We start from the raw sequence: 23,939 nt of genomic DNA on the forward strand, positions 1-23,939 counted from the left end.
CGGAGTCGCTGGGTGACGAGTGTGGGCGTACGCGAGGAAGAGTCCGAGGAACCCCAGGAACCGAAACCCAGCGGCTACGCGGCGGCCCGGCTGCGCCTCCTCCAAGGGGAGACGCAGCCAGGGCCGCCGCGCCGTACCGCCCTGTCCGCACTCACCGACACCTGGCTGAGCGGACTGTTCACCACCGCCGCCGCCGACCTGCGCGGCGTCGCCCTCGTCGCCGTCGGCGGCTACGGCCGCGGGGAACTCTCCCCGCGCAGCGACCTCGACCTGCTCCTGCTCCACGACGAGAGCGTCACCAAGAGCGACGCCAAGGCCGTCGCCGCACTCGCCGATCAGATCTGGTACCCGGTCTGGGACCTCGGACTCGCACTCGACCACTCGGTCCGCACCCCCGCCGAAGCCCGTAAGACCGCGGGCGACGACCTCAAGGTGCACCTCGGCCTGCTCGACGCCCGCCACCTCGCCGGCGACCTCGGACTGACCGCCGGGCTGCGCACCGCCGTCCTCGCCGACTGGCGCAACCAGGCACCCAAACGCCTGCCCGAACTCCAGGAACTCTGCGCCGAACGGGCACAGCGCCAGGGCGAGTTGCAGTTCCTCCTCGAACCCGACCTCAAGGAGGCCCGCGGGGGGCTGCGCGACGCCACCGCGCTCTCCGCCGTCGCCGCCTCCTGGCTCGCCGACGCCCCCCGCGACGGCCTCGCCGACGCCCGCCGCCGCCTCCTCGACGTACGCGACGCCCTGCACCTCACCACCGGCCGCGCCACCGACCGCCTCGCCCTCCAGGAACAGGACCAGGTCGCCGCCGAACTCGGCCTCCTCGACGCCGACACCCTGCTCCGCCAGGTGTACGAGGCCGCCCGCACCATCGCCTACGCCTCCGACGTCACCTGGCGCGAGGTCGGCCGCGTCCTGCGCTCCCGCGCCGTACGCCCCCGGCTGCGCGCCATGCTCGGCGGCTCCAAGCCCGCACAGGAACGCTCCCCGCTCGCCGAAGGCGTCGTCGAACAGGACGGCGAGGTCGGACTCGCCCGCACCGCCCGGCCCGAACGCGACCCCGTGCTGCCGCTGCGCGCCGCCGCCGCCGCTGCCCAGGCCGGGCTGCCGCTCTCCCTGCACGCCGTGCGCCGGATGGCGTCCGCCGCCCGGCCGCTGCCGACGCCCTGGCCCGCCGAGGCCCGCGAACAGCTCGTCACGCTGCTCGGCGCCGGACGCCCCACCGTCGACGTGTGGGAGGCGCTGGAGGCCGAGGGCATGATCACCCGGCTGCTGCCCGACTGGGAGCGGGTGCGGTGCCGGCCGCAGCGCAACGCCGTGCACACCTGGACCGTCGACCGGCACCTGGTCGAGACGGCCGTCCGCGCGTCGGCGTTCACCCGCCGTGTCCACCGGCCCGACCTGCTGCTCGTCGCCGCGCTGCTGCACGACATCGGCAAGGGCTGGCCCGGCGACCACTCCGTCGCCGGCGAGATCATCGCGCGCGACGTCGCCGCCCGGATCGGCTTCGACCGCGCCGACATCGCCGTACTCGCCACCCTCGTACGCCACCATCTGCTGCTTGTCGAGACGGCGACCCGGCGCGATCTGGAGGACCCCGCGACGGTGAAGTCCGTCGCCGAGGCCGTCGGGTCACCGGGCACCCTGGAGCTGCTGCACGCGCTCACCGAGGCCGACGCGCTCGCCACCGGGCCCGCCGCCTGGTCGTCATGGCGCGGGTCCCTCGTCAGCGACCTGGTACGCCGGGTCGCCGCCCTGTTCAGCGGCGACGAGCCCGGTGAACCCGAGCCAGGGGCGCCCACGGCCGAGCAGGAACGGCTCGCCGTCGAGGCGTTCCGCACCGGCGGTCCCGTGCTCGCGCTGCGCGCCCAGACGGAGCCGGTCGCCGAGGCCACCGAGGGCGCCGATGCCGCCCCCGGGGAGCCCGAGCCGCTCGGGGTCGAGCTGATCATCGCCGTCCCCGACCAGGCCGGGGTGCTGCCCGCGGCGGCCGGGGTGCTCGCGATGCACCGGCTCGCGGTACGGACCGCCGAGCTGCGGGCGCTCGATCTGCCCGACGGCATGGACGGGTCCGTCCTGCTGCTGAACTGGCGCGTCGCCGCCGAGTACGGGTCACTGCCACAGGCCGCGCGGCTGCGGGCCGATCTGGTACGGGCGCTCGACGGGTCGCTGGACATTCCCGGGCGGCTCGCGGAGCGGGACGCGGCGTATCCGCGGCGGCGGGGGACGGTGGCGCCGCCCGCCCGGGTGACCGTGGCGTCCGCCGCGTCCCGGCATGCGACCGTGATCGAGGTACGGGCCCAGGACGCACCGGGGCTGCTGCACCGGATCGGGCGGGCGTTGGAGGAGGCGGGGGTGCGGGTTCGTAGTGCGCATGTCAGTACGTTGGGGGCCAATGCGGTGGATGCGTTTTATGTGACCGGTGAGGATGGGGCACCGTTGGCCGGGGGGAGGGCTGCCGAGGTTGCTCGGGGGCTTGAGGTGGGGTTGCGGAAGTAGGGCTGGGGTTTCATCCGGAGCACCGTTGGATGGGGTTGTGCCCACCCGTTCCGCCGTGCGGAACGCCTGCCCACAACGGCTGTGCGCCGGGTAGATGGGGCGTCCGTATCCGTCGGCTGCATGTCCGGTGCTTGTCGGACCGATTACTCTGGGGGGCGACCTGTCCGCCCGCCTTCGACCCGAGGATTCGCGACCGCCGTGTTCGACACTCTTTCCGATCGCCTCGCAGCGACATTCAAGAACCTCCGCGGCAAGGGTCGCCTCAGTGAGGCGGACATCGACGCCACGGCGCGCGAGATCCGTATCGCGCTGCTCGAAGCGGATGTCGCGCTGCCCGTGGTCCGCGCCTTCATCAAGCAGGTGAAGGAGCGCGCGACCGGTGCCGAGGTGTCGCAGGCGCTCAACCCGGCGCAGCAGGTCATCAAGATCGTCAACGAGGAACTCGTCGGCATCCTCGGCGGCGAGACCCGGCGGCTCCGGTTCGCCAAGCAGCCGCCGACCGTGATCATGCTCGCGGGCCTCCAGGGCGCCGGTAAGACCACGCTCGCCGGAAAGCTCGGCCTCTGGCTCAAGGGTCAGGGGCACTCGCCGCTGCTCGTCGCCGCCGACCTCCAGCGGCCGAACGCCGTGAACCAGCTCGCCGTCGTCGCCGAACGCGCGGGCGTCGCCGTGTACGCCCCGCAGCCGGGCAACGGCGTCGGGGACCCCGTCCAGGTCGCCAAGGACTCCATCGAGTACGCGAAGACCAAGGTCCACGACATCGTCATCGTCGACACCGCGGGCCGCCTCGGTATCGACCAGGAGCTGATGCAGCAGGCCGCGGACATCCGTGACGCGGTCTCGCCCGACGAGGTCCTCTTCGTCGTGGACGCCATGATCGGCCAGGACGCGGTCAACACCGCCGAGGCGTTCCGTGACGGCGTCGGCTTCGACGGTGTCGTGCTCTCCAAGCTCGACGGTGACGCGCGCGGTGGCGCCGCCCTGTCGATCGCGCATGTCACCGGGCGCCAGATCATGTTCGCGTCCAACGGTGAGAAGCTGGACGACTTCGACGCGTTCCACCCGGACCGTATGGCGTCCCGCATCCTCGGTATGGGCGACATGCTCACGCTGATCGAGAGGGCCGAGCAGACCTTCTCGCAGCAAGAGGCCGAGAAGATGGCCTCCAAGCTGGCGTCCAGCAAGGGCAAGGACTTCACGCTCGACGACTTCCTGGACCAGATGGAACAGGTCCGGAAGATGGGCTCCATCAGCAAGCTGCTCGGCATGCTGCCCGGCATGGGGCAGATCAAGGACCAGATCAACAACCTCGACGAGCGTGACGTGGACCGGACGGCCGCGATCATCAAGTCGATGACCCCGGCCGAGCGCCAGGACCCGACGATCATCAACGGCTCGCGGCGGGCCCGTATCGCCAAGGGTTCCGGGCTTGAGGTCAGCGCCGTGAAGGGGCTCGTGGAGCGGTTCTTCGAGGCCCGCAAGATGATGTCGCGGATGGCGCAGGGCGGCGGCATGCCGGGGATGCCCGGGGTGCCGGGCATGGGGGGCGGTCCCGGGCGTCAGAAGAAGAAGCAGAAGCAGGCCAAGGGCAAGCAGCGGTCCGGGAACCCGATGAAGCGGAAGCAGCAGGAGCAGGAGGCTGTGGCGCGGCGGGAGCAGGCGGAGACGCAGGGTAATGCGTTTGGCCTTCCAGGCCAGGGTGACCCGAATTTTGAGTTGCCGGACGAGTTCAAGAAGTTCATGGGCTAGCGGTACTTTCAGGGGCCCGTCGACTCGGGTTGTGCCCACCCGTTCCTCCCCCAGTGCCTTAAGGGCCTGGGGGGACCCCCAGCGGAACGCCTGCCCACAACGGGTACGGGGCGGGTGACGGTGCCCGTGGCCAGGTCGTTCGGTGACAAGCCCAGAGACCTTGCCGCTGTCGCGCCCACGTCTGCCAAGGAGTTTGCGTCCTGTAGGTAGCCCGGGTCGCGGGTGCCGTGGATCAGGACCGGTACGTACTCCCGTGTGTGGTACGCGTGGCCGATCGTGGGGTCGTTGCCGTGGTCTGCGGTGATGATCAGGCGGTCGGTGGGGGCCGTCAGGAGGGGGATCAGGGCGGCCAGGCCCGTGTCGAGCTGTTCCAGGACGGCTCCGTAGCGCTCGGCGTCCTGTTGGTGGCCCGCGAGGTCGGTCTCCTGGACGTTGCTGACGACCAGTGAAGGACCGTCCGCGCGGACGGCGTCGAGGGTGGCCGCCAGGACGTCGGCGGTCGCCACGGCGGGTCTGCGTACCGCCGCGTCGCAGGCCAGGATGTCCGCCGCCTTGCCGACCAGCGTGACCGGGATGCCGGCCCGTGCGGCGAGGTCGGGCAGTTGGCGGGTGTGGTCGATCCGGGCGCCGAGGTGCCGCACCTCCAGACCGCCGTTGCGGTAGAAACCGGTCGCCGGGGTGTCGAGCCCGACCGTGCCGCCGTCCCCGTCCCGTACGTACGAGGGCAGCGGGCCGTCCGCGTGGCCGCCCACGGCGATGACCCGGGCTACCGGCGCGACCTCGCGTACCGTGCGGGCGATCGCGAGGATGCCGTGCGGGCCGCCGAAGGGGAGGTCGTCCAGGCGGGCGGAGGCGTTCCAGTTGATGCCCGGGTCGGCCTCCAGGTTGTCGTGGACGAGGACCGCGTCGTCCACGAGCAGCACCGGCTTCCCTTCTAGGAGCGTGACCCGGTGGCCCGCCGCCTTGAGCGCGGCCGTCACCTCCTCGATGTGATCGCCCAGCCGGGCCACCGTCACCCGGCTGAAGTCGGCGCCCATCATGGTCTGGTGGCCCGCGAAGGTGTCCGCACCGGGGTAGCCGAGCGCGGCCCGGCCCACGGCCACCGGTAGCCGGGTGCTCCGCGCCAGGTCCGGATGCGGGTGGACGAGACCCAGGCCGAGCGCGCCGAGCGCGGGCAGCCGCAGGGGGCGGCCGAGCGCGGTGCGGGCGTGGTCGAGGACGTGGCCGCAGGTGTCGGCGCGCAGATCGCCGGGGCGCAGGGCGCCGGCGTCCGGCATGGCGCCGATGCCGAATCCGTCGATGACGACGATCACCACGCGGCCGGTGCGGTCGCTGTCTGTTCCGGCGGCGGTCACAGTGCCCTGCCCTGAGCGTCGTACAGACCCGTCAGGCGCGGCTTGCCCGAGGCGAGGCCCGCGACGACCGCGACCGTCGAGCGGGTCACGAAGATCTGCGTACGGAAGGCGAGCAGCGCTGTGTCGCCGGCTCGGGCGGTGCCGGGGTCGGCCGGTGGGTCGAGCAGGCGGTAGTAGTCGATGTTCTCGGCGGGCGCGTCCTGGACCGGCAGGAGGGTGCCGGTGCGGGGGAGCAGCGCCTTGCCGATGTGGGCCCGGGGGTAGAAGCCGCCGCCGAACAGTGCGGGGCGGCCGTCGGCGAGGGTGTGGGCGACCTCCGTGACGTACACGTAGGCGGGCTTCTCCGGCTGGTGCGGGTCGAGGGCGTGCAGGGGTGTGGTGCCGGTGAGGGAGTGGCCGGGCTCGCCGTGGGTGGCGCCGCGCTCGGCGAGCAGCGGCAGCGAGGCCATACAGGTGGCGCTGGGCGCGCTGAGCTTGAGGTCGTGGTGGCCGCGTGCCGCCAGCAACTCCCTTGCCTTGACGAGGAGTTCGAAGTTCGGGGTGGCCTGCGGGATGCCGGTCTCGCGGTCGCACAGGACGCACGGGAAGGCGGTGACGCCCGCGATCCGTACGCCCGGCAGCCGCTCGGCCGCCGCCGCGAAGTCGTCGAGGACGGTGAGCGGAACGCCACCCTCCTGCCCCGGGTAGACGGTGCCTTCGGCGCCCTCCAGGCGAATCAGTACGTCCTGCCGGAAGCCCAGCGCCCGTGCCGCGTCGGACACCGCGCGGGCGTTGGCGAGGTCGAACACGGTGACCGTCTCGGGCCGCCACGCCAGCATCTCGGGCAGCGCCCGGTGCGGGATCTGCACCAGGTGGCCGAGGTTTCCGGCGCGGGCGCCCGTGGCGTGCAGGGTGCGGGCCTCGGGGGCGTCGATCGCGGCGAAGGCAGGGATGTGCCGGGCCACGGCGCGGATCAGCTCGGGGTTGCGGCCGAGCTGCTTGACGACGAACCAGAGCGTCAGACCGTGGCGTTCGGCTCCGGCGGCGAGGAGCGCGGCGTTCGCCTCGACGGCGTCCAGGTCCATCACATAGGTGTCCGGCGGGATGTCGCCGCGCCGGTGGAGCGTGGCCGCCGTGTCGACCAGCTCGGGGTTGCGGGTGAGCAGGGTGTCGAGGAACACGGTCGTCAGTCCTTCAAGTCGTTCGCGTGGTGCGGGTTGATCGGGTTGATCGCGTCGTGCGGGTTGATCGGGTTGATCAGATTGATCGGGTTGATCGTGTTGCGCGGATCGGGGGTTTCGTACGGGTCGTTCGGCGGAGGCGTGAGGCGGTGGGGTTCGTCCAGGGCGGCGAGTGCGCGCCGCAGGATGTCGATCACCAGGTCGGCGCCTGCCCGCATCGGGTTGACGCGGACGGTCCAGTCGGCGAGTTCGGGTGCGTCGTCCAGGGACGAGCTGGACATCCGGTAGAACAGCGGCGCGATCTCGTAGCGCGAGTTGGCGCCGACGGGGTAGGGCGCGGCCCCGAACCGGGCGGCCACGGCGGGCAGTTCGCGGGCCACCGGCCGGTCGAGGCGGACGAGCAGGCAGCGGTCCTGGGCGTTGGCGACGCGGATCTCGGCGACCCCCGGCACCTCGCCCGCCGCGAGCCGGTCCGCGATCTCGGCGCCCACCCGGGACTGGAGCGACCACATCACCGGCACATGGGTCAGGGCGCGCAGCGCGTCGAGCGCCTGATGGCCCTGGACCTGCCCGCCGCCCGAGTAGTTGTCCTCGCGGACCCGCTCCACCAGGTCACGGGCGCCCACCACGGCACCCACACCCTCCGGGCCGTGCAGCTTGAACAGCGAGAAGCAGGAGGCGTCCGCGCCGAGTTCGACGCCGGATGCGGGTACCCGCATCACCGCGTAGTTGTCGTCGACGACCGTACGGACGCCGGCCGCCCGGCAGTACGCGAGGACCTGGGCCGGGTCGTAGGAATCGGCGAGCCGCTGGCGTGAGTGCTGGACGTACGCCCAGGCGAACCGGCCGGAGGCGAGTGCGGCGCGCAGGGCGTCCCGGTCGTTGAAGTCGACCTCCGTGGTCCGTACGCCGAGGCCGCGCAGAGTCACCTCGGTCGTGCGGTAGACGGGGGCGCGGTGGATGAGCAGGGGATCGCCCGTGTTCAGCGACGCCGCCAGGGCCGCGCGGATCGCCCCGGTGCCGGCGCCCTGCACCAGCGCCGCCGCGTCGGCGCCGAAGAAGTCCGCGAGGACCGACTCCACCCGCCCGGTGGTCCGGGGCCGACCGAGCCCGGGGACGACCCCGGCGTCCGCGCTGAACAGCTCCGGCCCCTCGAAGTGCGCGGCGACGCACTCCATGAGCCGGAACTGCCGGGCCGCCGCGTCCTCCAGGGAGACGGTGGGGAGGGGGTGGGTCTCGGGGAGGCGGGGGCCCGCGGCGCTCGCGGGGCGGCCTTCGGTGTTCATACGGGGGTCTCCTCCGTCGGTCGCGTCGACTCCTCCGGGTCCGCTCCGGTGAGGAACCGCAGGGCGTTGCGCCGAATGATCAGGTCGATCAGGTCGTCGTCCGCGCCGGCCGCCCGGAGCGCGGGCAGGAAGGAGCGGAACAGATGCCCGTAGCCCTGGCCGCCCTCCGTCAGGAGGTAGCCGTGGCGTGAGATGTCGCAGCTCAGCAGGGCCCGGTCGGCGTGCCCGGCGTCGATGAGGGAGAGCAGCAGCCGCAGCCGGGTGCGGTCGCTCCGATAGCTCTCCTTGCCGACGGTGTCGAAGGCGACGTACGCCCCGCTCGCCGCCAGCTCCTTGTGGGCCGCCGGGTCGTCCAGGAGGTCCTGGTGGCCGATGCTCACGCGGTGCGGGGGCAGGCCCTCGGCGGTGAGCAGATCGAGCTGGGCGCGTCCGCCGTGGCCGAGGTGGGCGTGCGTGGCGACCGAGAGGCCGGTGGCGAGGGCGGCGCGTGCGGCGGCCCGGAGGGCGCGGGACTCCGGCTCGCTGGGTGTGTCGCCGTGGCTGCCGACCTCGCCGAGGACGCCGGGGTGGATACGGGGGGTGTCGGTACGGGAGGTGTCCGTACGGGGGGTGTCAGCACTGTTGGCCTCCGTACCGATTCCGGTTCCGCTGGTGTCGAAACCGTCCTCGATCTCCCGTACGAGCGTCTCCGTCAGCCGGGCGACATCCGCGCCGGCCAGCTCCGGGGTGTGGAAGGGCTCGTAGTACCAACCGGTCGCCGCGACCACCGGAACCCCGGCGTCGCGGGCGACACGGGCCAGGGCGCGTGGGTCGCGTCCCATGCCCCGGCAGGTCAGCTCGACCACCAGGCCGAGCCCGAACTCCTCGCGCAGCGCGGCGAGTTCGGCGGTGACGGCCGGGCCGTGCCGCTCCGCGTCGAGTATGGCGGCCCGGTCGCCCGCCCGGTCCAGGTCGAGCACCAGATGCTCGTGGGCGAGGACCGGTCCGCGTACGGCCGCCGCCGCGAGGGGGCCGGTGACGGTGCGGACCACGGGGGTCCTGTTGCTGGTCATGAGTGGGGGGTTCCTTCCGGCATGCGGTCCCGGCCTCGCGGTCCCGGCCTCGGCTCCTGAGCGGCGGGGGATCAAATCCCGATCAACATGGATCAACTCTTGATCGGCGTGAACAGGTCGAGCCAGTACAGGACGTTGAGGAGGATGCCGCCGACGATCACCGCGGCGGGCGCAGCCGCCATGCGCACGATCGGGCGCCCCATGGCCTCGTTCAGCAGGTAGAGCCCGCCGACGACGAGGATGCCGAGGCCGCCGCCCATGGCGTTCGCGGCCATCAGTGAACCGAAGAGGATGGCCAGTTGCAGCGTGTCGGTGATCGCGCCGCGCAGATGCTCCGAGGAGTCCCGGACACTGGGCAGCTTGCCGAGCACCTTGCCGATGGACGACAGGGCCAGCACCTCAAGGGCGAACACGGCGGCACCCACGATCGCCGCGAGGAACGGGTTCGGCATCAGATAGCCGATCGGGTACACCAGCGTGAAGCCCGCGATGCCGTACGCGCCCGAGGCAAGGGCGGTCGTCGCGATCAGCGGGATGAACCCGAACACCCGGTAGAAGTCGACCTGCGCCGCTTCCGAGTACTGCCCCTTGGCGATCAGGAAGCTGGTGGCCTCACCGCCGCCGAATATGTGCATCTGCGCCAGTACGCACACGCCCGCGCCCAGCACCATGAACAGCGGCAGATACTTGCGCAGCCGGGTCGCACTGGCGCTGAACAGCGAGGCCATCGGGTCGTCGCCGTCGGGCACCGGCTCGGCGATCCCCTCGGCACGGTCCGCCTTGCGCTGCTTGAGGTCCTTGGCGACCGCCAGACCGATGAGCATCAGCACGCCGACGGCCATCGCGAGCGCCCCCGCGAACATGTTCGGCCAGACCTTCATGGTCAACACGACCAGCGCGAACTCCAGGACGCCCGCGATCCCGCCCCACATCCGCCCGAACTGCTTGGTGATCGCGAGCACCGGGAACAGCGTGAACAGGAACAGGATCGGCGTCGACATCTGCTGCATCGCGGTCAGGAAGTCGACGGGCAGGTCGTGCGCGACGTTGTTGGCGCCGTTCAGACCGAAGACGACCACCGCGCCCCAGGCCCCGCCCAGGATCGGCGCCAGCCACTTCTTGGGCGCGAGCAGACCGAGGATGTCCGTCGGCAGGAACAGCAGCCACGGGTTGAGGACGCCCGTGGACAGGGCCATCGGCGCGCCGAGCCCGAAGATGAAGCCCGCCGACAGGCCGAAGGAGACGGCGGTGGTGGCGCTGCGCTTGGACCGGCCCTGGATGAAGTCCAGGAGGAAGGGGCGCACGCCGTCGTTGAAGACGGCCAGCGCCATGTGCGAGATGAACGCGGTCAGCGCACACAGGGCGATCACGGTCAACTGCTGCGCCAGCGAGAAATCCAGACTGGCGCCTGCGGCGAGAGTGGTGCTCACGGGGTCACTCCTTCATGCCCGGGGTGAGAGATGCGGCGAGACCCGGGCGGGGGCCTGCTCGACCGGAGGCGGGGCGCCCGTCGGCCGGGGTCGGTGGCCTGTCCGGTGGGGGAGCGGTCGGCCTGTGTATGAGCGGGGGGTACGGGTGTTTGCGTACCGGTGCTTGCGTACGGGTTCGGGTTCGGCTTCTGGTGCGGGTGGGGTCAGCCGCGGGCCGCGATGGCGCGGGCCATGGCCGGGGCGATGGCGTCGATCTGGTCGAGCGAGAAGCCGAATACCTTCACGCCCTGGGCGAGCAGCGCGGCGATCTCCTCCTCGCTCGGCACGGACCGCCCGAACGTGTGGCACGCGGGCTTGCCGAGAAGTCCGACGAGCACGCCGAGCGAGGCACCCGCGCCGGTATGGCAGGTACCGAGGTAGTAGTCGGCCTGTCCGGTACGGAGCTTCATCGCGGCGTCCATGTCGCTGGACTGCGTCACGTCGATGCCGTCGAGCCCGAGGCCCTTGACGGCCTGCGTGACCTCGACCTTGCCGACACCGCCGGTGAGGATCTTCTTCATGGCTGATTCCTTCTCTCGGAAAGCTCGGTAAGCCTGGAAAGCTCGGTTGGCTCGGGAGTCTCAGGTGGCGGGCTGCTGGGCCAGTACCGCCAGATGCATGGCGAGGAAGTTGATCTCGGACGCGGGGAGCGTGGCGCCCAGCTCGCGCGTGGCGTGCTCGGACACGGCGGAAGCGCGCGCGACGGCCTCCGGATGCCCGGCGAGTTCGGCTGCCACCTGCTCGTCGGTGAGGAACTGCTCGATCGGCTCACCGTCGAGGAGCCGGGTGAGCGCCATCACCAGATGGCTGGTGAGCATGCCGGCGGTGGCCTCCGTGACGGTCCTGCCCTCGGCGGCCAGCGCGTCCAGCTCGGCGGTCACGAAGTCGACGACCTCGGGCCGGACCTCACCGCCCTCCCGGAACAGCCGCAGCCGCAGAGCGAGCGTGTCGTCCATCGGAGCCCTCCTAAATTCGACAGTAATCGGGATTCTGGATATTCGAGCCGTCAAAATGCCCTGGGGAAAGGGCTGTTGAGCGACAGCTGAGGGTCGTCCGCCCGTCCGCGTCCGCCATCTCAGTACGAAGGCATGCGCTCGCCCTTCAGTACCTCGGTCTGCAAGGAGGTCACGACCGACAGATCCAGCGTGTCGCGCACGGCGGCCAGCGCCTGCGCGCCCTCCTTCCTGCCGATGATCGCCGCACTGGAGTTGCGCAGCGCCAGGTCCCGGGTGACCTCGTCACCCAGCGGCAGTACGTCCACGGCCATCCCGAGCCGCCCCTGCACCTCGTCCAGGTTCCAGACGGTCGCGTCGGCCTGCTTGCTCGCGAACAGGTCCCGCAACTGCATGTACGAGGACTCGACCCACTCGATGTCGGAGCGCCCGGCGAAGGCGCGCTCGGCGAGCACCCGCTGGTCCTCGGACGCGTGGTCGACGGCCACCCGCAGCCCCGGCGCGTCGAGCTGGGCGCCCTCGCGCAGCAGCAGGCCGTGCGCGCCCACATAGGTCGCGGGTCCGAGGTCGGCGAGGAGCTGCACGGGGTGCTTCTCCATCAGCCGGTCGGCGGCGAGCCGGGAGAGGACCACGAGATCGACCTTGCCGTCGAGCAGTGCGGTGGTCCGGGCGCCGGCGCCCCGCATGAACGTGATCGCGAAGGGCGCCCCGGCCTGCTCGAACGCGGAGCGGAGGCCGGTGGCCAGGCCCTCGTAGCGCCGGGAGTAGGGGAGGGGCATCGCGGCGAGCAGGGTGCCGAGGCCGGAGAGCCGCCAGAGTATGGCGCGGTCCGAGCGGACCAGGAAGGTGCCGAGGTGCCCGCGCGCGGTCGTCACGATCGCCCCGGCCTCCTCCAGGAGCTGGAGCGCGGCCTGGACGGTGCCGTTCCCGCACCCCAGTTCCTCGGCGAAGTCCCGCACGCGGGGCAGCCGGGTGTCCGGCTCGTGGCCGAGCAGCAGGACCGCGAGCTGCCGGGCGGCGAAGCCGTTACGGGTGAGGAAACGCTCGTCGAAACCGTTCACGATCCAGACAGTAACCAGGATTCTGGATACTGGCAAGGGTCCGTGACCTGTGCGGTCATGGGCCTGTGGCCAACCCCGTACCCCCGCGCGACCGGACCGACCAGCCCTGGCGATCCGAGGGCGCGCCGCCCCCGGAACCCGCGCCGCCGCCCCGGCGAAGGCTGCCCGGCGGCTGGCCCCGGCTGGTCCTCGCCGCGCTCCTCGTGTACCTGGTCGCCAACCTGGTGCTGTCCTACGTCAACGAGGGCAACGAGCCCACCATCTCGTACACCGAGTTCAGCAGGCAGGTCGCCGACAACAACGTCTCGAAGATCTACTCCAAGGGCGACTCGATCCAGGGCCAGCTCAAGAACAAGCAGCCCAAGCCGAGCGGCAGCGGAAGCGGCGACTACACCAAGTTCACCACCCAGCGGCCGTCCTTCGCCGACGACAACCTCTGGGCGAACCTGGAGAAACACCAGGTCGTCGTCACTGCGCAGCCCGTGGTCCAGGAGCGCAGCGTCTTCGTCAACCTGCTGATCTCCCTCGCGCCGATGCTGCTCCTCGTGCTGCTGTGGGTGTTCATCGCCCGCCGGATGAGCCAGGGCATGGGCGGAGCGGGCGGCATGCTCGGCCGCAAGCAGCCCCCGAAACCCGTCGCCCTCGAACCGGGCGCCCGGCGCACCACCTTCGCCGACGTGGCCGGTATCGACGAGGTCGAGGGCGAGCTGAACGACGTCGTCGACTTCCTGAAGAACCCCGACGCCTACCGCAGGATGGGCGCCAAGATGCCGCGCGGCGTGTTGCTCGCGGGGGCGCCCGGCACCGGCAAGACCCTGCTCGCGCGGGCCGTCGCCGGCGAGGCGGGCGTGCCCTTCTTCTCGGCGTCCGCGTCGGAGTTCATCGAGATGATCGTCGGCGTCGGCGCTTCGCGCGTACGGGAGCTGTTCGCGGAGGCCCGCAAGGTCGCCCCGTCGATCGTCTTCATCGACGAGATCGACACCATCGGCCGGGCCAGAGGCGGCGGCAGCGGCATGGGCGGCCATGACGAGCGCGAGCAGACCCTCAATCAGATCCTCACCGAGATGGACGGCTTCTCCGGCTCCGAGGGAGTCGTCGTCATCGCCGCGACCAACCGCCCCGACGTCCTCGACCCCGCCCTCACCCGCCCCGGCCGCTTCGACCGGATCGTCCACGTCAACCCGCCCGACCGGGCAGGCCGCGAGGCCATCCTGAAGATCCACAGCCGCGACATCCCGCTCGCCCCCGATGTCGACCTCGGCCAGGTCGCCCGTACGACACCCGGCATGACCGGCGCCGAACTCGCCAACCTCACCAACGAGGCCGCCCTCATCGCCGTCAAACGCCGACAGGACCAGGTCACCCCGGCCGATCTGTCCGAGGCCCTGGAGAAGGTCCAGCTCGGCGCCGAACGCCCGCTCGTCATGTCCGACGAGGAGCGCCGCCGCACCGCCTACCACGAGAGCGGCCACGCCCTGCTCGGCATGCTCCAGCCCGGCGCCGACCCCGTCCGCAAGATCACCATCGTGCCGCGCGGACGCGCACTCGGCGTCACCCTGTCGACCCCCGACGCCGACAAGTACGCCTACACGGAGGACTATCTGCGCGGGCGCATCATCGGCGCGCTCGGCGGCATGGCGGCCGAGCACGTCGTCTTCGGCGTCATCACCACGGGCGCCGAGAGCGACCTCGAACAGGTCACGAACATCGCGCGCGGCATGGTCGGCCGCTGGGGCATGAGCGCGCGCGTCGGCCGCTTCTCGGCGCTCCCCGGCGACGCCCAGCAGGCGTACGGCCTGGCCGCCGCACCGGGGACCCTGGACGCGATCGACGGCGAGATGCGCCGCATCGTCGACGAGTGCTACGAGGACGCCTGCCGCCAACTGGGCGACCACCGCGACCAGTTGGACGCCCTCGCGACCGCCCTGCTGGCCAACGAGACCCTGGACGAGGCGGACGCCTACCGCGTCGCGGGAATCACCCGCCTGCACAAGAACACCTGACCCGCGCCACCCACTCGCCCCCGGCTGCCACCCGCCCCCGGCCGCCACCCGTGCGCGTCCCACCGGCGCCCCGACCGCCCGCGCGCGATCAAGCCCGCACGATCACGTACGCGCGATCAGGTACCGGAACACATTCGGCATCCACACCGTGCCGTCCGCCCGCTCGTACGGATGCAGCGCCTCCCGGAGTTCCTTGTCCACCTGCACCGTGTCCGTCGCGTCCGCCGCCGCGTCGAACAGGCCCGTCGACAGCAGCCCCCGCACCGCGCTGTCCGTGTCCGCGTACCCGAAGGGACAGGCGACCCGTCCCGACCCGTCGGGCGTCAGCCCCACTCGCTCCGCCACCTCCTCCAATCCGTCCCTCGCCGCCGGACGCCGACCGCCCGACCCCTGCTGCGGATCCCCGGCGACCCGCAGCACCGAGGCCGTGGCGCACCGCTCCGGCGGACCCCACCCCGCCAGCACCACCGCGGCCCCTCGTCTCGTCAACGGCCCGGCCTCGGCGAGAAGTTCCCCGATCCCCGCACTGTCTCCGGACGCCCCGCCCACCGGCTCGAAGGCGGTCACGAGGTCGTACGGGCGGCCGTCCCGCGTGGCCGGGGGACGCCCCTCGACCAGACGGGGTCCGTCGTCCGAGTGCGCCAGCCGCTCACGGGCCAGCGCGAGCCGTTCGGGCTCCGCGTCCTCGACACCGGTGACCGGCGCACCCCGCGCCGCCGCCATCAGCAGCGCGAGACCCGAGCCGCAGCCGAGGCCGAGCAGCCGGGTGCCGGGCCCCACGTCGAGCCGTTCGTACACCGCCTCGTAGAGCGGGACCAGCATCCGTTCCTGGATCTCCGCCCAGTCACGCGCGCGGGAGCGCCCGTCCGCGCGGGAGGCCGGTGCCGTGGTCCCGTGGAGCTGCCGCACGAGCGAAGGTGTCATCGAAAGGGCCCCCATCCGCCGAGAGTTGCCGTGCCGTCCGTCCGTCCCACCCCCGTGAGTCGCGCGCGTACCGCCCCCCGTATGCCAGGGAACTGCGCGACCGCCGATGCGTCCAGGGGGAACTCAGGACGTTTGCCCGACCTTGCCCGGCCCGTCGCCGGACGCACGCCCCGCTGTCCGATTCACGCTCGGCGCGGGCGGCGCCGTACCATGCGCGGATGGCAAAGGCACCCGTTCTCACGCCCCGGGCCGACGACTTCCCCCGCTGGTACCAGGACCTCGTCAGCAAGGCCGAACTGGCCGACAACGGACCGGTGCGCGGCACCATGGTCATCCGGCCGTACGGCTACGGCCTGTGGGAGCGGATGCAGCAGGACATGGACCTCCGCATCAAGGAGGCCGGCGCCCAGAACGCGTACTTCCCGCTCTTCATCCCGCAGTCGTACCTGACCCGCGAGGCCGAGCACGTCGAAGGGTTCGCGCCGGAACTGGCCGTCGTCACGCACGGCGGCGGCAAGGAACTGGAGGAGCCGGTCGTCGTCCGCCCCACCTCCGAGACGATCATCAACGACTACTTCGCCAAGTGGGTGCAGAGCTACCGGGACCTGCCCCTGCTGATCAACCAGTGGGCCAACGTCGTCCGCTGGGAGCTGCGGCCCCGGCTCTTCCTGCGGACCAGCGAGTTCCTCTGGCAGGAGGGCCACACCGCGCACGCCACCTACGAGGACGCGCGCGAGTACGCCGCCCACATCCACCGCGAGGTGTACGCGTCCTTCATGGAGAACGTCCTCGCCATGGACCTCGTCCTGGGCCGCAAGACCGCCAAGGAACGCTTCGCCGGCGCCATCAACACCCTCACCCTCGAAGGGATGATGGGCGACGGCAAGGCGCTGCAGCTCGGCACCAGCCATGAACTCGGCCAGAACTTCGCCAAGGCGTTCGGCACCCAGTACCTCTCCAAGGAGGGCAAGCAGGAGTTCGTCTGGCAGACCTCCTGGGGCTCCACGACCCGCATGGTCGGCGCCCTGGTGATGATGCACGGAGACGACAACGGTCTGCGCGTACCGCCCCGCCTCGCGCCCGTGCAGGCCGTCGTCCTCGCCATCAAGGGCGACGACGCCGTCCTGGCCGCCGTCCGCGAGACGGGCGACCGCCTCAAGGCCGCGGGCGTACGCGTCCATGTCGACGACCGTACGGACACCCCCTTCGGCCGCCGCGCCGTCGACTGGGAGCTGAAGGGCGTCCCCGTGCGGATCGAGATCGGCCCCCGCGACCTGGAGAACGGCACCGCGATGCTGGTACGCCGCATCCCCGGCGGCAAGGAGCCCGTCCGTCTCGACGCCCTGGCCGGACTGCTGCCGGGGATCCTGGAGGAGGACCAGGCGCTGCTCCTGACGCAGGCACGCGCGCGTAGGGAGTCCCGTACCTCCGACGTGACCGGCGTGGACGAGGCCGTCGAAGCCACGACGGCCGGCGGCTGGGCCCGCATCCCCTGGGCCGCGCTCGGCGCCGACGGCGAGGCCAAGCTCGCCGAGCACGCCGTGACCGTACGGTGTCTGGTCGCCGACGACGGGTCGGTACCGGACGACGAGGACGCACCGGGTAACGTCGCCGTCGTGGCCCGCGCCTACTGATCGCCCGTTGCGGATCGCCCGTTTCGTCCCCGCACACCCCGGGACCCCGGCCACTCACGTACGACAATGTCTACGCATTGCGGCGTACGGGCGACTACGTACCACCTTGCGGTGTCCTGTGAGGCTTCTCCGCAGATCAGCGCACCCGCCCTCGTCCCTGTGCATCAGCGGCAACTGACGGGTACGTGCAAATTATTTGGGATGCCCCGGAATAGGAACACAGAGGCACCCCGGCTCGTTGTCACGACGTGAGCACGACACCACCTGTTCTCGCCGCAGAGCTGGCAGGGGCGTGGGCCGATATTCAGCGGCACCACCCCGAACTGCCCGATCTTGCCGCGCCCGAGTCCCTGATCGGGGAGTCGTCGTCCGCCTGCGGGCACGAACTCTCCTTCGAACGACTGCTGCATGAGGCAGTCCACGGCATCGCCGCCGCCCGAGGTGTCCGCGACACCTCGCGCGCCGGCCGGTACCACAACCGCAGATTCCTTGCGATCGCCGAGGAAATGGGTCTGGACCACCCCGACGAACCGCATCCGAGCAGCGGCTTCTCGCTGGTCACGCTCAATCCCGAGGCGAAGAAGCGGTATCGGCCGACGATGGAGCGGTTGCAGCGTGCCCTCAAGGCGCACACCGCGGCCACCGAGTCCGACACCGCCCGCAGCTTCCGCGGCCCCGCCGCGCGCCACGGCTCCTCCGGCGGAGGGGTGCGCGTCAAGGCGGTGTGCGACTGCGGGCGCAATGTCCGCGTCGTCCCGTCGGTCCTCGCCCAGGCGCCGATCGTCTGCGGCGGCTGCGGCAAGCCCTTCCGCATCCCCGAACCGGTCGCCGTGGCCAGTTAGGGCCGCTCGAAAGCCCAGAGGTGAAGGCCGGCCGCCGACCGGTCCGCTTCCCGCCAGGAACCCGCGCGCGAGCTGCCGCGCCGGTCCGGGCCGGTGCGGGCCGGTCGGCGGGGGCTGCCCCGCGCGTCGGCGGCCCTCAGGGCGTATGGCACAATGGCTAGCTGTACTCGACAGTCGAACAGGACCCCTCTCTCCTCCGGCTGACGCGTCCATCGGGCACTCGGGTACCGCAACCCCACGCGGCCGTCCGCCCGTGCCCAACCCCGTCAAGACCAGGAGACACCACTTCCGTGGCAGTCAAGATCAAGCTGAAGCGTCTGGGCAAGATCCGTTCGCCTCACTACCGCATCGTCATCGCCGACTCCCGTACCCGCCGTGACGGCCGGGCCATCGAGGAGATCGGCCTGTACCACCCGGTGCAGAACCCGTCGCGCATCGAGGTCGACGCCGAGCGGGTCGCGTACTGGCTGGGTGTCGGCGCGCAGCCGACCGAGCCCGTGATGGCCATCCTCAAGAAGACCGGCGACTGGCAGAAGTTCAAGGGCGAGCCCGCCCCGGCTCCGCTGCTCCAGCCGGCCGAGAAGGCCACGCGCCCGTCGTTCGACGCCCTCGGCGGCGACGACAGCGCCAAGGGTGAGGCCATCACCCAGAAGAAGAAGGCTGAGAAGAAGGACGACGCCACCGCCGAGTCCTCCGCCTCTGAGTCGACCGGAGCCTGAGCATGCTCGAGGAGGCTCTTGAGCACCTCGTCAAGGGCATCGTCGACAACCCGGACGATGTGCAGGTCGCCTCGCGCAACCTGCGCCGAGGGCGGGTCCTGGAGGTCCGGGTGCACCCCGACGACCTCGGCAAGGTGATCGGTCGCAACGGCCGCACGGCACGCGCCCTGCGCACCGTCGTGGGCGCCATCGGTGGCCGGGGAGTCCGCGTCGACCTCGTCGACGTCGACCAGGTCCACTGACACCGCGACCAGGCAGTTGACGCCTTACTCAGGCAGTACGCAGCACCGGCTCGGGCCGGGGAGGGCTTCACGGCCCACCCCGGCCCGTAGTCGTGTCCGAAGTCGTGTCCGACAGGAGAACGAGCAGTGCAGCTGGTAGTCGCACGGATCGGCCGCGCCCACGGCATCAAGGGCGAGGTCACCGTCGAGGTACGGACCGACGAGCCGGAGCTGCGGCTCGCGCCCGGTGCCGTACTGACCACCGACCCGTCCGCGACGGGCCCCCTGACCATCGAGACCGGCCGCGTGCACAGCGGGCGGCTGCTGCTGCGCTTCGAGGGCGTACGCGACCGGACCGGCGCCGAAGCGCTCCGCAACACCCTCCTCATCGCCGACGTCGACCCCGACGAGCGGCCCGAGGAGTCCGACGAGTACTACGACCACCAGCTGATGGACCTCGACGTCGTCACCGGGGACGGAACCCCCGTCGGACGGATCACCGAGATCTCCCATCTGCCCTCGCAGGACCTCTTCGTCGTGGAGCGCGCCGACGGCAGCGAGGTACTGATCCCGTTCGTCGAGGAGATCGTCACCGAGATCGATCTCGACGCCCAGCGCGCGGTCATCGATCCCCCGCCCGGCCTCATCGACGACAACAGTGTGGAGGCGGTCGAGGACCCCGACGACGCGGCGGACGGCCCGGCGGACGACGCGAAGGACGCCACCTGATGCGTCTCGACGTCCTCACGATCTTCCCCGAGTACCTCGAACCGCTGAACGTCTCCCTCGTCGGCAAGGCACGCGCGCGGGGACAGCTCGACGTCCAGGTCCACGACCTGCGCGCGTGGGCACGCGACCGGCACCACACCGTCGACGACACCCCTTACGGCGGCGGCCCCGGCATGGTCATGAAGACCGAACCCTGGGGCGAGGCGCTCGACACCACCCTCGCCGACGGCTACGAGAACGGCGCCCACGACCCCGTACTCGTCGTCCCGACCCCCAGTGGACGTCCCTTCACGCAGGAGTGCGCCGTCGCGCTCTCCGCCCGCCCCTGGCTGATCTTCACGCCCGCGCGCTACGAGGGCATCGACCGCCGCGTCATGGACGAGTACGCGACCCGGCTGCCCGTCCACGAGGTGTCCATCGGCGACTACGTCCTGGCCGGCGGGGAAGCCGCCGTCCTGGTCGTCACCGAGGCCGTCGTACGGCTGCTGCCCGGCGTCCTCGGCAACGCGGAGTCCCACCGCGACGACTCCTTCGCCCCCGGCGCCATGGCCGACCTCCTGGAAGGCCCCGTCTACACCAAGCCGCCCGAGTGGCGCGGCCGGGAGATCCCCGAGGTGCTGCTCAGCGGCCACCACGGCCGGATCGCCCGCTGGCGCCGCGACGAGGCCCTGCGGCGCACCAGCGCCCACCGGCCCGACCTGATCGAGCGCTGCGACCCCTCGGCCCTCGACAAGAAGGACCGGGAAACCCTCTCGATCCTGGGCTGGGCGCCCGGCCCCGACGGCCGATTTTGGCGCAGGCCGGACGCCGTGGAAGAATAGGCCGCTGCTGTGCGCCGCCTGGCGTGCGCCCCTGCCACAGGGGGACACGACGCCCGCCCGCGCAGCACGGCAGTTCACTTCACTCTTCGACACTCCGCCGATGACCTGTGGCATGGGCGAGGAAAGCAGACGATCATGACTCACCTGCTCGACACCGTCGACAGCGCTTCGCTGCGCACCGACATCCCGGCCTTCCGTCCGGGCGACACCGTCAACGTCCACGTGCGCGTCATCGAGGGCAACCGCTCCCGTGTGCAGCAGTTCAAGGGCGTTGTCATCCGTCGCCAGGGCGCCGGGGTCCGTGAGACCTTCACGGTCCGCAAGGTCTCGTTCTCCGTAGGCGTCGAGCGCACCTTCCCGGTGCACACCCCGATCGTCGAGAAGATCGAACTGGTCACCCGCGGTGACGTGCGTCGCGCGAAGCTGTACTACCTGCGCGACCTCCGCGGCAAGGCCGCGAAGATCAAGGAGAAGCGCGACAACTGAGTGCGCGGCGCCGCCGCCGACCGACCGGTGCGCGGCATCACGGCCTCCTCGCGCGCGGTGCTCCCGCGGGGCCGGATAGCATCTGGCCCCGATGGACACCGCAGCACAGCACACCGAGCGCGACCGCCCCTCCCGTCCCTCCGACCCCGCGGAACCCGATTCCGCGGAGCCGAAGGACCAGGAGGAGCGGTCGCGTTCTGTTTTTCCGGGCCGCCGCACCAAGGGCCCCGGAAAGCTGGCGCAGGCGGTACCCGGCGGCCGGATCACCCTGACCGCGCTGTCCTGCCTGGTGTTTCTGTTCCTCCTCAGCCGCTTCGTGCTCCAGCCCTTCGAGATCCCCAGCGGCTCCATGGAGCCCGGACTGCACATCGGGGACCGCGTACTCGTCAACAAGGTGGCGTACCGTTTCGGTTCCGAGCCGCAGCGCGGTGACGTCGTCGTGTTCGACGGCACCGGATACTTCGGTGGTGCCGACTACGTCAAGCGCGTGGCCGGTGTGGGGGGAGACCGTGTGGTGTGCTGCGACAGCCAGGGGAGGGTCGAGGTGAACGGCCGATCCGTCGACGAGACGTATCTGCACCCGGGGGACGCACCGTCCCAGGTGCCGTTCGACGTGGTCGTGCCCAACGGCAGGCTCTTCCTCCTCGGTGACCACCGCAGCGACTCCAGCGACTCCCGCGACCACCTGGGCTCACCGGGCGGCGGCATGATCCCCGTGACGGCCGTCGTCGGCCGCGCCGACTGGATCGTGTGGCCCTTCTCGCGCTGGACGTCCCTGGAGCCGACCGACGCCTACGCGCGCGTGCCCGCGCCCAGTGGTGGCGGGGCCCATGGGTAACCGGGGCCGCCCGCGCGGCAGCCAGGGTGATACGCGGCTGCCCACCGGGTCCCGGCCGACCAGCGGACCCGTCCTGCCCGGACGGGCCGACCGGCGCCGGCTCGCGCGCAAGGTGAAACGGCGCAGACAGCGGTCCGCCGTGAAGGAGATACCGCTCCTCATCGGCGTCGCCCTTGTCATCGCCCTGGTCCTCAAGACGTTCCTCGTGCAGGCGTTCGTGATCCCGTCCGGGTCCATGGAACAGACCATCCGGATCGGTGACCGCGTCCTCGTCGACAAGCTCACGCCCTGGTTCGGCGCCAAGCCCCAGCGCGGTGACGTCGTCGTCTTCAAGGACCCCGGCGGCTGGCTGGACGACGAGACGGCCCCGCCCAAGAACGACCCCGTCGTCATCAAGCAGATCAAGGCGGGCCTCACCTTCATCGGACTGCTGCCGTCCGACAACGAACGCGACCTGATCAAGCGCGTCGTCGCGGTCGGCGGCGACACCGTCAAATGCTGCGACGGCCAGGGCCGCGTCACCGTCAACGGCGTCCCGCTCAACGAGCCGTACATCAACCCCGGCAACAAGCCCTCCGAGTTCGCCTTCGAGGTGAAGGTGCCTCCCGGGCGGCTGTGGGTGATGGGCGACCACCGGGCCAACTCCGCCGACTCGCGCTTCCACCGCACCGAGGCGTACAGCGGCACCGTCTCCGAGGACAGCGTCGTGGGGCGGGCGCGCTGGATCGCGTACCCCTTCGATCACTGGCGCGCCCTTGAGGAGCCCGAGACCTACGCGCGCGTGCCCGACGCGGGTGGCGGGCCGGGCGCCGCCACAGCGGCGTCGCATAGGGTGGCCCCCGCGGATCTCAATGGAATGATCCCGCTCCCGACCCCTGCGGAACTCCCGCTCGTTATGGGAGTGGTGGGCCTGCGTCGCATCCGGGGCAGGCGGCGGCACGGAGTGAGGAGTGGATGTGGGGGATTTGGCGGTCGGCGCACGATCCGGACACGATGGCCCCGAAGAGCGGCCGGACAACCCCGAGGGCACCGGCAATCCCCCGGAGGGCAGGACCCCTGACGGCATGAGCCCCGGCGGTGCGTACGGCGAGAGTGCGTACGGCGAGGGTGTGGGCCCGGACGGCAGGAGCCCTGACGGCGGGAAGCCCGGTCCGAACGGTCCCGGTGGCGACGGTGGATCCGGTGGCGACGACGAAACCGGCTCCCAGGGCGCGCGGCCCAAGAAGCCGCGTTCCTTCTGGAAGGAGCTGCCGCTCCTCATCGTCATCGCCCTGGTCCTCGCCCTGATCATCAAGACGTTCCTGGTCCAGGCGTTCTCGATCCCCTCGGACTCGATGCAGAACACCCTCCAGCAGGGCGACCGGGTGCTCGTCGACAAACTGACACCGTGGTTCGGGTCCGAGCCCGAGCGTGGCGAGGTCGTCGTCTTCCACGACCCGGACAACTGGCTGGCGGGCGAGCCCACGCCCGAGGTGAACCCGGTGCAGAAGGGCCTCAGCTGGATCGGCCTGATGCCGTCCGCCGAGGAGAAGGACCTCATCAAGCGGGTCATCGGCGTCGGCGGCGACACGGTCGAGTGCAAGGGCACCGGCCCGCTGAAGGTCAACGGCAAAGCGCTGAACGAGCCGTATGTGTACCCCGGCAACACGCCCTGCAGCGTCGACGACCAGGGCGGCCAGTTCAAGATCACGGTGCCCAAGGGCAAAATCTGGGTCATGGGCGACCACCGGCAGAACTCGCTGGACTCCCGGTACCACCAGCAGGACAAGGACCATGGTGCGGTGCCCGTCGACAATGTCGTCGGCCGCGCCGTCGTGATCGCCTGGCCGCCCACCCGCTGGGCCACGCTGCCGGTGCCCGACACCTTCGACCAGCCGGGCCTCAACAGGGCGCTCGGTGCGGCACCCGGTGCGCTGGGCCTCGCGGGCGCGGTGCCGATCGTCCTGTGGCTCCGGCGCCGGCCTTCGGTGGCGGGCGCCCGGGGTGCGGCGGCGGACACCACGGTGACGTCTGCGGTCCCGACGGCGCCGGACACCAGGGTTTCTGGCGGGGGTACCGCCGGGTAGGGTGCCGTCCCAGATCGCCGATCATCCCCGGCCGCGTACCCGGCGGGGACATCGGTCTCCGACCTGGGGAGC

General features: G+C 71.4%; 22 protein-coding genes. 13 read left to right on the top strand and 9 right to left on the bottom strand.

Annotation, left to right across the window (positions count from 1 at the left end):
- The first annotated feature begins 21 nt into the window (after positions 1-21).
- Together ACIQNU_RS26075 and ffh are read left to right on the top strand one after the other, a co-directional pair.
- Complete coding sequence (locus ACIQNU_RS26075) at positions 22-2,499, top strand: [protein-PII] uridylyltransferase (protein WP_401371141.1); 2,478 nt, start codon at positions 22-24, stop codon at positions 2,497-2,499.
- A 198-nt stretch (positions 2,500-2,697) separates the two neighbouring features.
- Positions 2,698-4,248, top strand: a complete 1,551-nt coding sequence (gene ffh / locus ACIQNU_RS26080) for a signal recognition particle protein (protein ID WP_401370872.1) — start codon at positions 2,698-2,700, stop codon at positions 4,246-4,248.
- A gap of 8 nt (positions 4,249-4,256) precedes the next feature.
- Here the strand turns inward: ffh and ACIQNU_RS26085 are convergent, their stop codons facing one another.
- The 8 genes from ACIQNU_RS26085 to yhfZ all read right to left on the bottom strand — a co-directional run bounded on the left by ACIQNU_RS26085 (position 4,257) and on the right by yhfZ (position 12,584).
- On the bottom strand, positions 4,257-5,603 hold the full coding sequence (locus ACIQNU_RS26085; RefSeq protein WP_401370875.1) for a phosphopentomutase: 1,347 nt from the start codon (positions 5,601-5,603) through the stop codon (positions 4,257-4,259).
- Positions 5,600-6,763, bottom strand: a complete 1,164-nt coding sequence (locus ACIQNU_RS26090) for an alanine racemase (protein ID WP_401370877.1) — start codon at positions 6,761-6,763, stop codon at positions 5,600-5,602. The genes ACIQNU_RS26085 and ACIQNU_RS26090 overlap by 4 nt, the downstream gene beginning before the upstream one ends.
- A gap of 5 nt (positions 6,764-6,768) precedes the next feature.
- Entirely contained in the window at positions 6,769-8,049 is a 1,281-nt protein-coding gene (locus ACIQNU_RS26095) for an aminotransferase class V-fold PLP-dependent enzyme (protein ID WP_401370880.1), read from the bottom strand.
- A complete protein-coding gene (locus tag ACIQNU_RS26100; protein ID WP_401370884.1) occupies positions 8,046-9,101 on the bottom strand; it encodes a phosphotriesterase in 1,056 nt (351 codons plus the stop codon). The genes ACIQNU_RS26095 and ACIQNU_RS26100 overlap by 4 nt, the downstream gene beginning before the upstream one ends.
- 92 nt (positions 9,102-9,193) lie before the next feature.
- Positions 9,194-10,531, bottom strand: coding sequence for a YhfT family protein (locus ACIQNU_RS26105; RefSeq protein ID WP_401370887.1), 1,338 nt, complete (start codon positions 10,529-10,531; stop codon positions 9,194-9,196).
- Between the two features lie 203 nt (positions 10,532-10,734).
- A complete protein-coding gene (locus ACIQNU_RS26110) occupies positions 10,735-11,091 on the bottom strand; it encodes a DUF2620 domain-containing protein (protein ID WP_401370890.1) in 357 nt (118 codons plus the stop codon).
- 60 nt (positions 11,092-11,151) lie between these two features.
- The gene (locus ACIQNU_RS26115; protein WP_401370892.1) at positions 11,152-11,526 is read right to left on the bottom strand and encodes a PRD domain-containing protein; all 375 of its coding nucleotides are present in this window, start codon (positions 11,524-11,526) and stop codon (positions 11,152-11,154) included.
- 119 nt (positions 11,527-11,645) lie between these two features.
- Positions 11,646-12,584 carry a GntR family transcriptional regulator YhfZ gene (gene yhfZ / locus ACIQNU_RS26120; protein ID WP_401370895.1) on the bottom strand — a complete coding sequence of 313 codons (939 nt, stop codon included), beginning with the start codon at positions 12,582-12,584 and terminating at the stop codon, positions 11,646-11,648.
- 65 nt (positions 12,585-12,649) lie between these two features.
- Between yhfZ and ftsH the strand changes: the two genes are divergently transcribed.
- Positions 12,650-14,587 (top strand): ATP-dependent zinc metalloprotease FtsH, encoded by a 1,938-nt coding sequence (ftsH, locus tag ACIQNU_RS26125; RefSeq protein WP_401370898.1) that lies wholly within the window; start codon positions 12,650-12,652, stop codon positions 14,585-14,587.
- Positions 14,588-14,689: 102 nt separating this feature from the next.
- Here ftsH and ACIQNU_RS26130 read toward each other — a convergent pair whose 3' ends face one another.
- A complete protein-coding gene (locus ACIQNU_RS26130; RefSeq protein WP_401370900.1) occupies positions 14,690-15,511 on the bottom strand; it encodes an SAM-dependent methyltransferase in 822 nt (273 codons plus the stop codon).
- A 218-nt stretch (positions 15,512-15,729) separates the two neighbouring features.
- Here ACIQNU_RS26130 and proS point away from each other — a divergent pair, with 218 nt between their 5' ends.
- The 10 genes from proS to lepB (ACIQNU_RS26180) all read left to right on the top strand — a co-directional run bounded on the left by proS (position 15,730) and on the right by lepB (ACIQNU_RS26180) (position 23,867).
- Positions 15,730-17,145: a proline--tRNA ligase gene (gene proS / locus ACIQNU_RS26135; RefSeq protein ID WP_401370903.1), complete on the top strand. Its 1,416-nt coding sequence runs from the start codon at positions 15,730-15,732 to the stop codon at positions 17,143-17,145.
- Positions 17,146-17,393: 248 nt separating this feature from the next.
- Complete coding sequence (locus tag ACIQNU_RS26140; RefSeq protein WP_401370906.1) at positions 17,394-17,987, top strand: hypothetical protein; 594 nt, start codon at positions 17,394-17,396, stop codon at positions 17,985-17,987.
- A gap of 290 nt (positions 17,988-18,277) precedes the next feature.
- Positions 18,278-18,706 carry a 30S ribosomal protein S16 gene (gene rpsP / locus ACIQNU_RS26145; RefSeq protein ID WP_401370908.1) on the top strand — a complete coding sequence of 143 codons (429 nt, stop codon included), beginning with the start codon at positions 18,278-18,280 and terminating at the stop codon, positions 18,704-18,706.
- Positions 18,707-18,708: 2 nt separating this feature from the next.
- On the top strand, positions 18,709-18,948 hold the full coding sequence (locus ACIQNU_RS26150; protein ID WP_030361979.1) for an RNA-binding protein: 240 nt from the start codon (positions 18,709-18,711) through the stop codon (positions 18,946-18,948).
- A 126-nt stretch (positions 18,949-19,074) separates the two neighbouring features.
- Positions 19,075-19,656, top strand: coding sequence for a ribosome maturation factor RimM (gene rimM / locus ACIQNU_RS26155; protein ID WP_401370911.1), 582 nt, complete (start codon positions 19,075-19,077; stop codon positions 19,654-19,656).
- Complete coding sequence (gene trmD / locus ACIQNU_RS26160) at positions 19,656-20,477, top strand: tRNA (guanosine(37)-N1)-methyltransferase TrmD (RefSeq protein WP_401370914.1); 822 nt, start codon at positions 19,656-19,658, stop codon at positions 20,475-20,477. The genes rimM and trmD overlap by 1 nt, the downstream gene beginning before the upstream one ends.
- A gap of 135 nt (positions 20,478-20,612) precedes the next feature.
- Complete coding sequence (gene rplS, locus ACIQNU_RS26165; RefSeq protein WP_401370917.1) at positions 20,613-20,963, top strand: 50S ribosomal protein L19; 351 nt, start codon at positions 20,613-20,615, stop codon at positions 20,961-20,963.
- Between the two features lie 91 nt (positions 20,964-21,054).
- On the top strand, positions 21,055-21,801 hold the full coding sequence (gene lepB / locus ACIQNU_RS26170) for a signal peptidase I (RefSeq protein ID WP_401370920.1): 747 nt from the start codon (positions 21,055-21,057) through the stop codon (positions 21,799-21,801).
- Positions 21,794-22,861, top strand: coding sequence for a signal peptidase I (gene lepB, locus ACIQNU_RS26175; RefSeq protein ID WP_401370922.1), 1,068 nt, complete (start codon positions 21,794-21,796; stop codon positions 22,859-22,861). Before lepB (ACIQNU_RS26170) ends, lepB (ACIQNU_RS26175) begins: the two co-directional genes overlap by 8 nt.
- Positions 22,758-23,867 (top strand): signal peptidase I, encoded by a 1,110-nt coding sequence (gene lepB / locus ACIQNU_RS26180; protein WP_401370924.1) that lies wholly within the window; start codon positions 22,758-22,760, stop codon positions 23,865-23,867. The genes lepB (ACIQNU_RS26175) and lepB (ACIQNU_RS26180) overlap by 104 nt, the downstream gene beginning before the upstream one ends.
- Positions 23,868-23,939: the final 72 nt, after the last annotated feature.

It is taken from the genome of Streptomyces sp. NPDC091292, from assembly GCF_044757265.1.
Classification (GTDB): Bacteria; Actinomycetota; Actinomycetes; order Streptomycetales; family Streptomycetaceae; genus Streptomyces.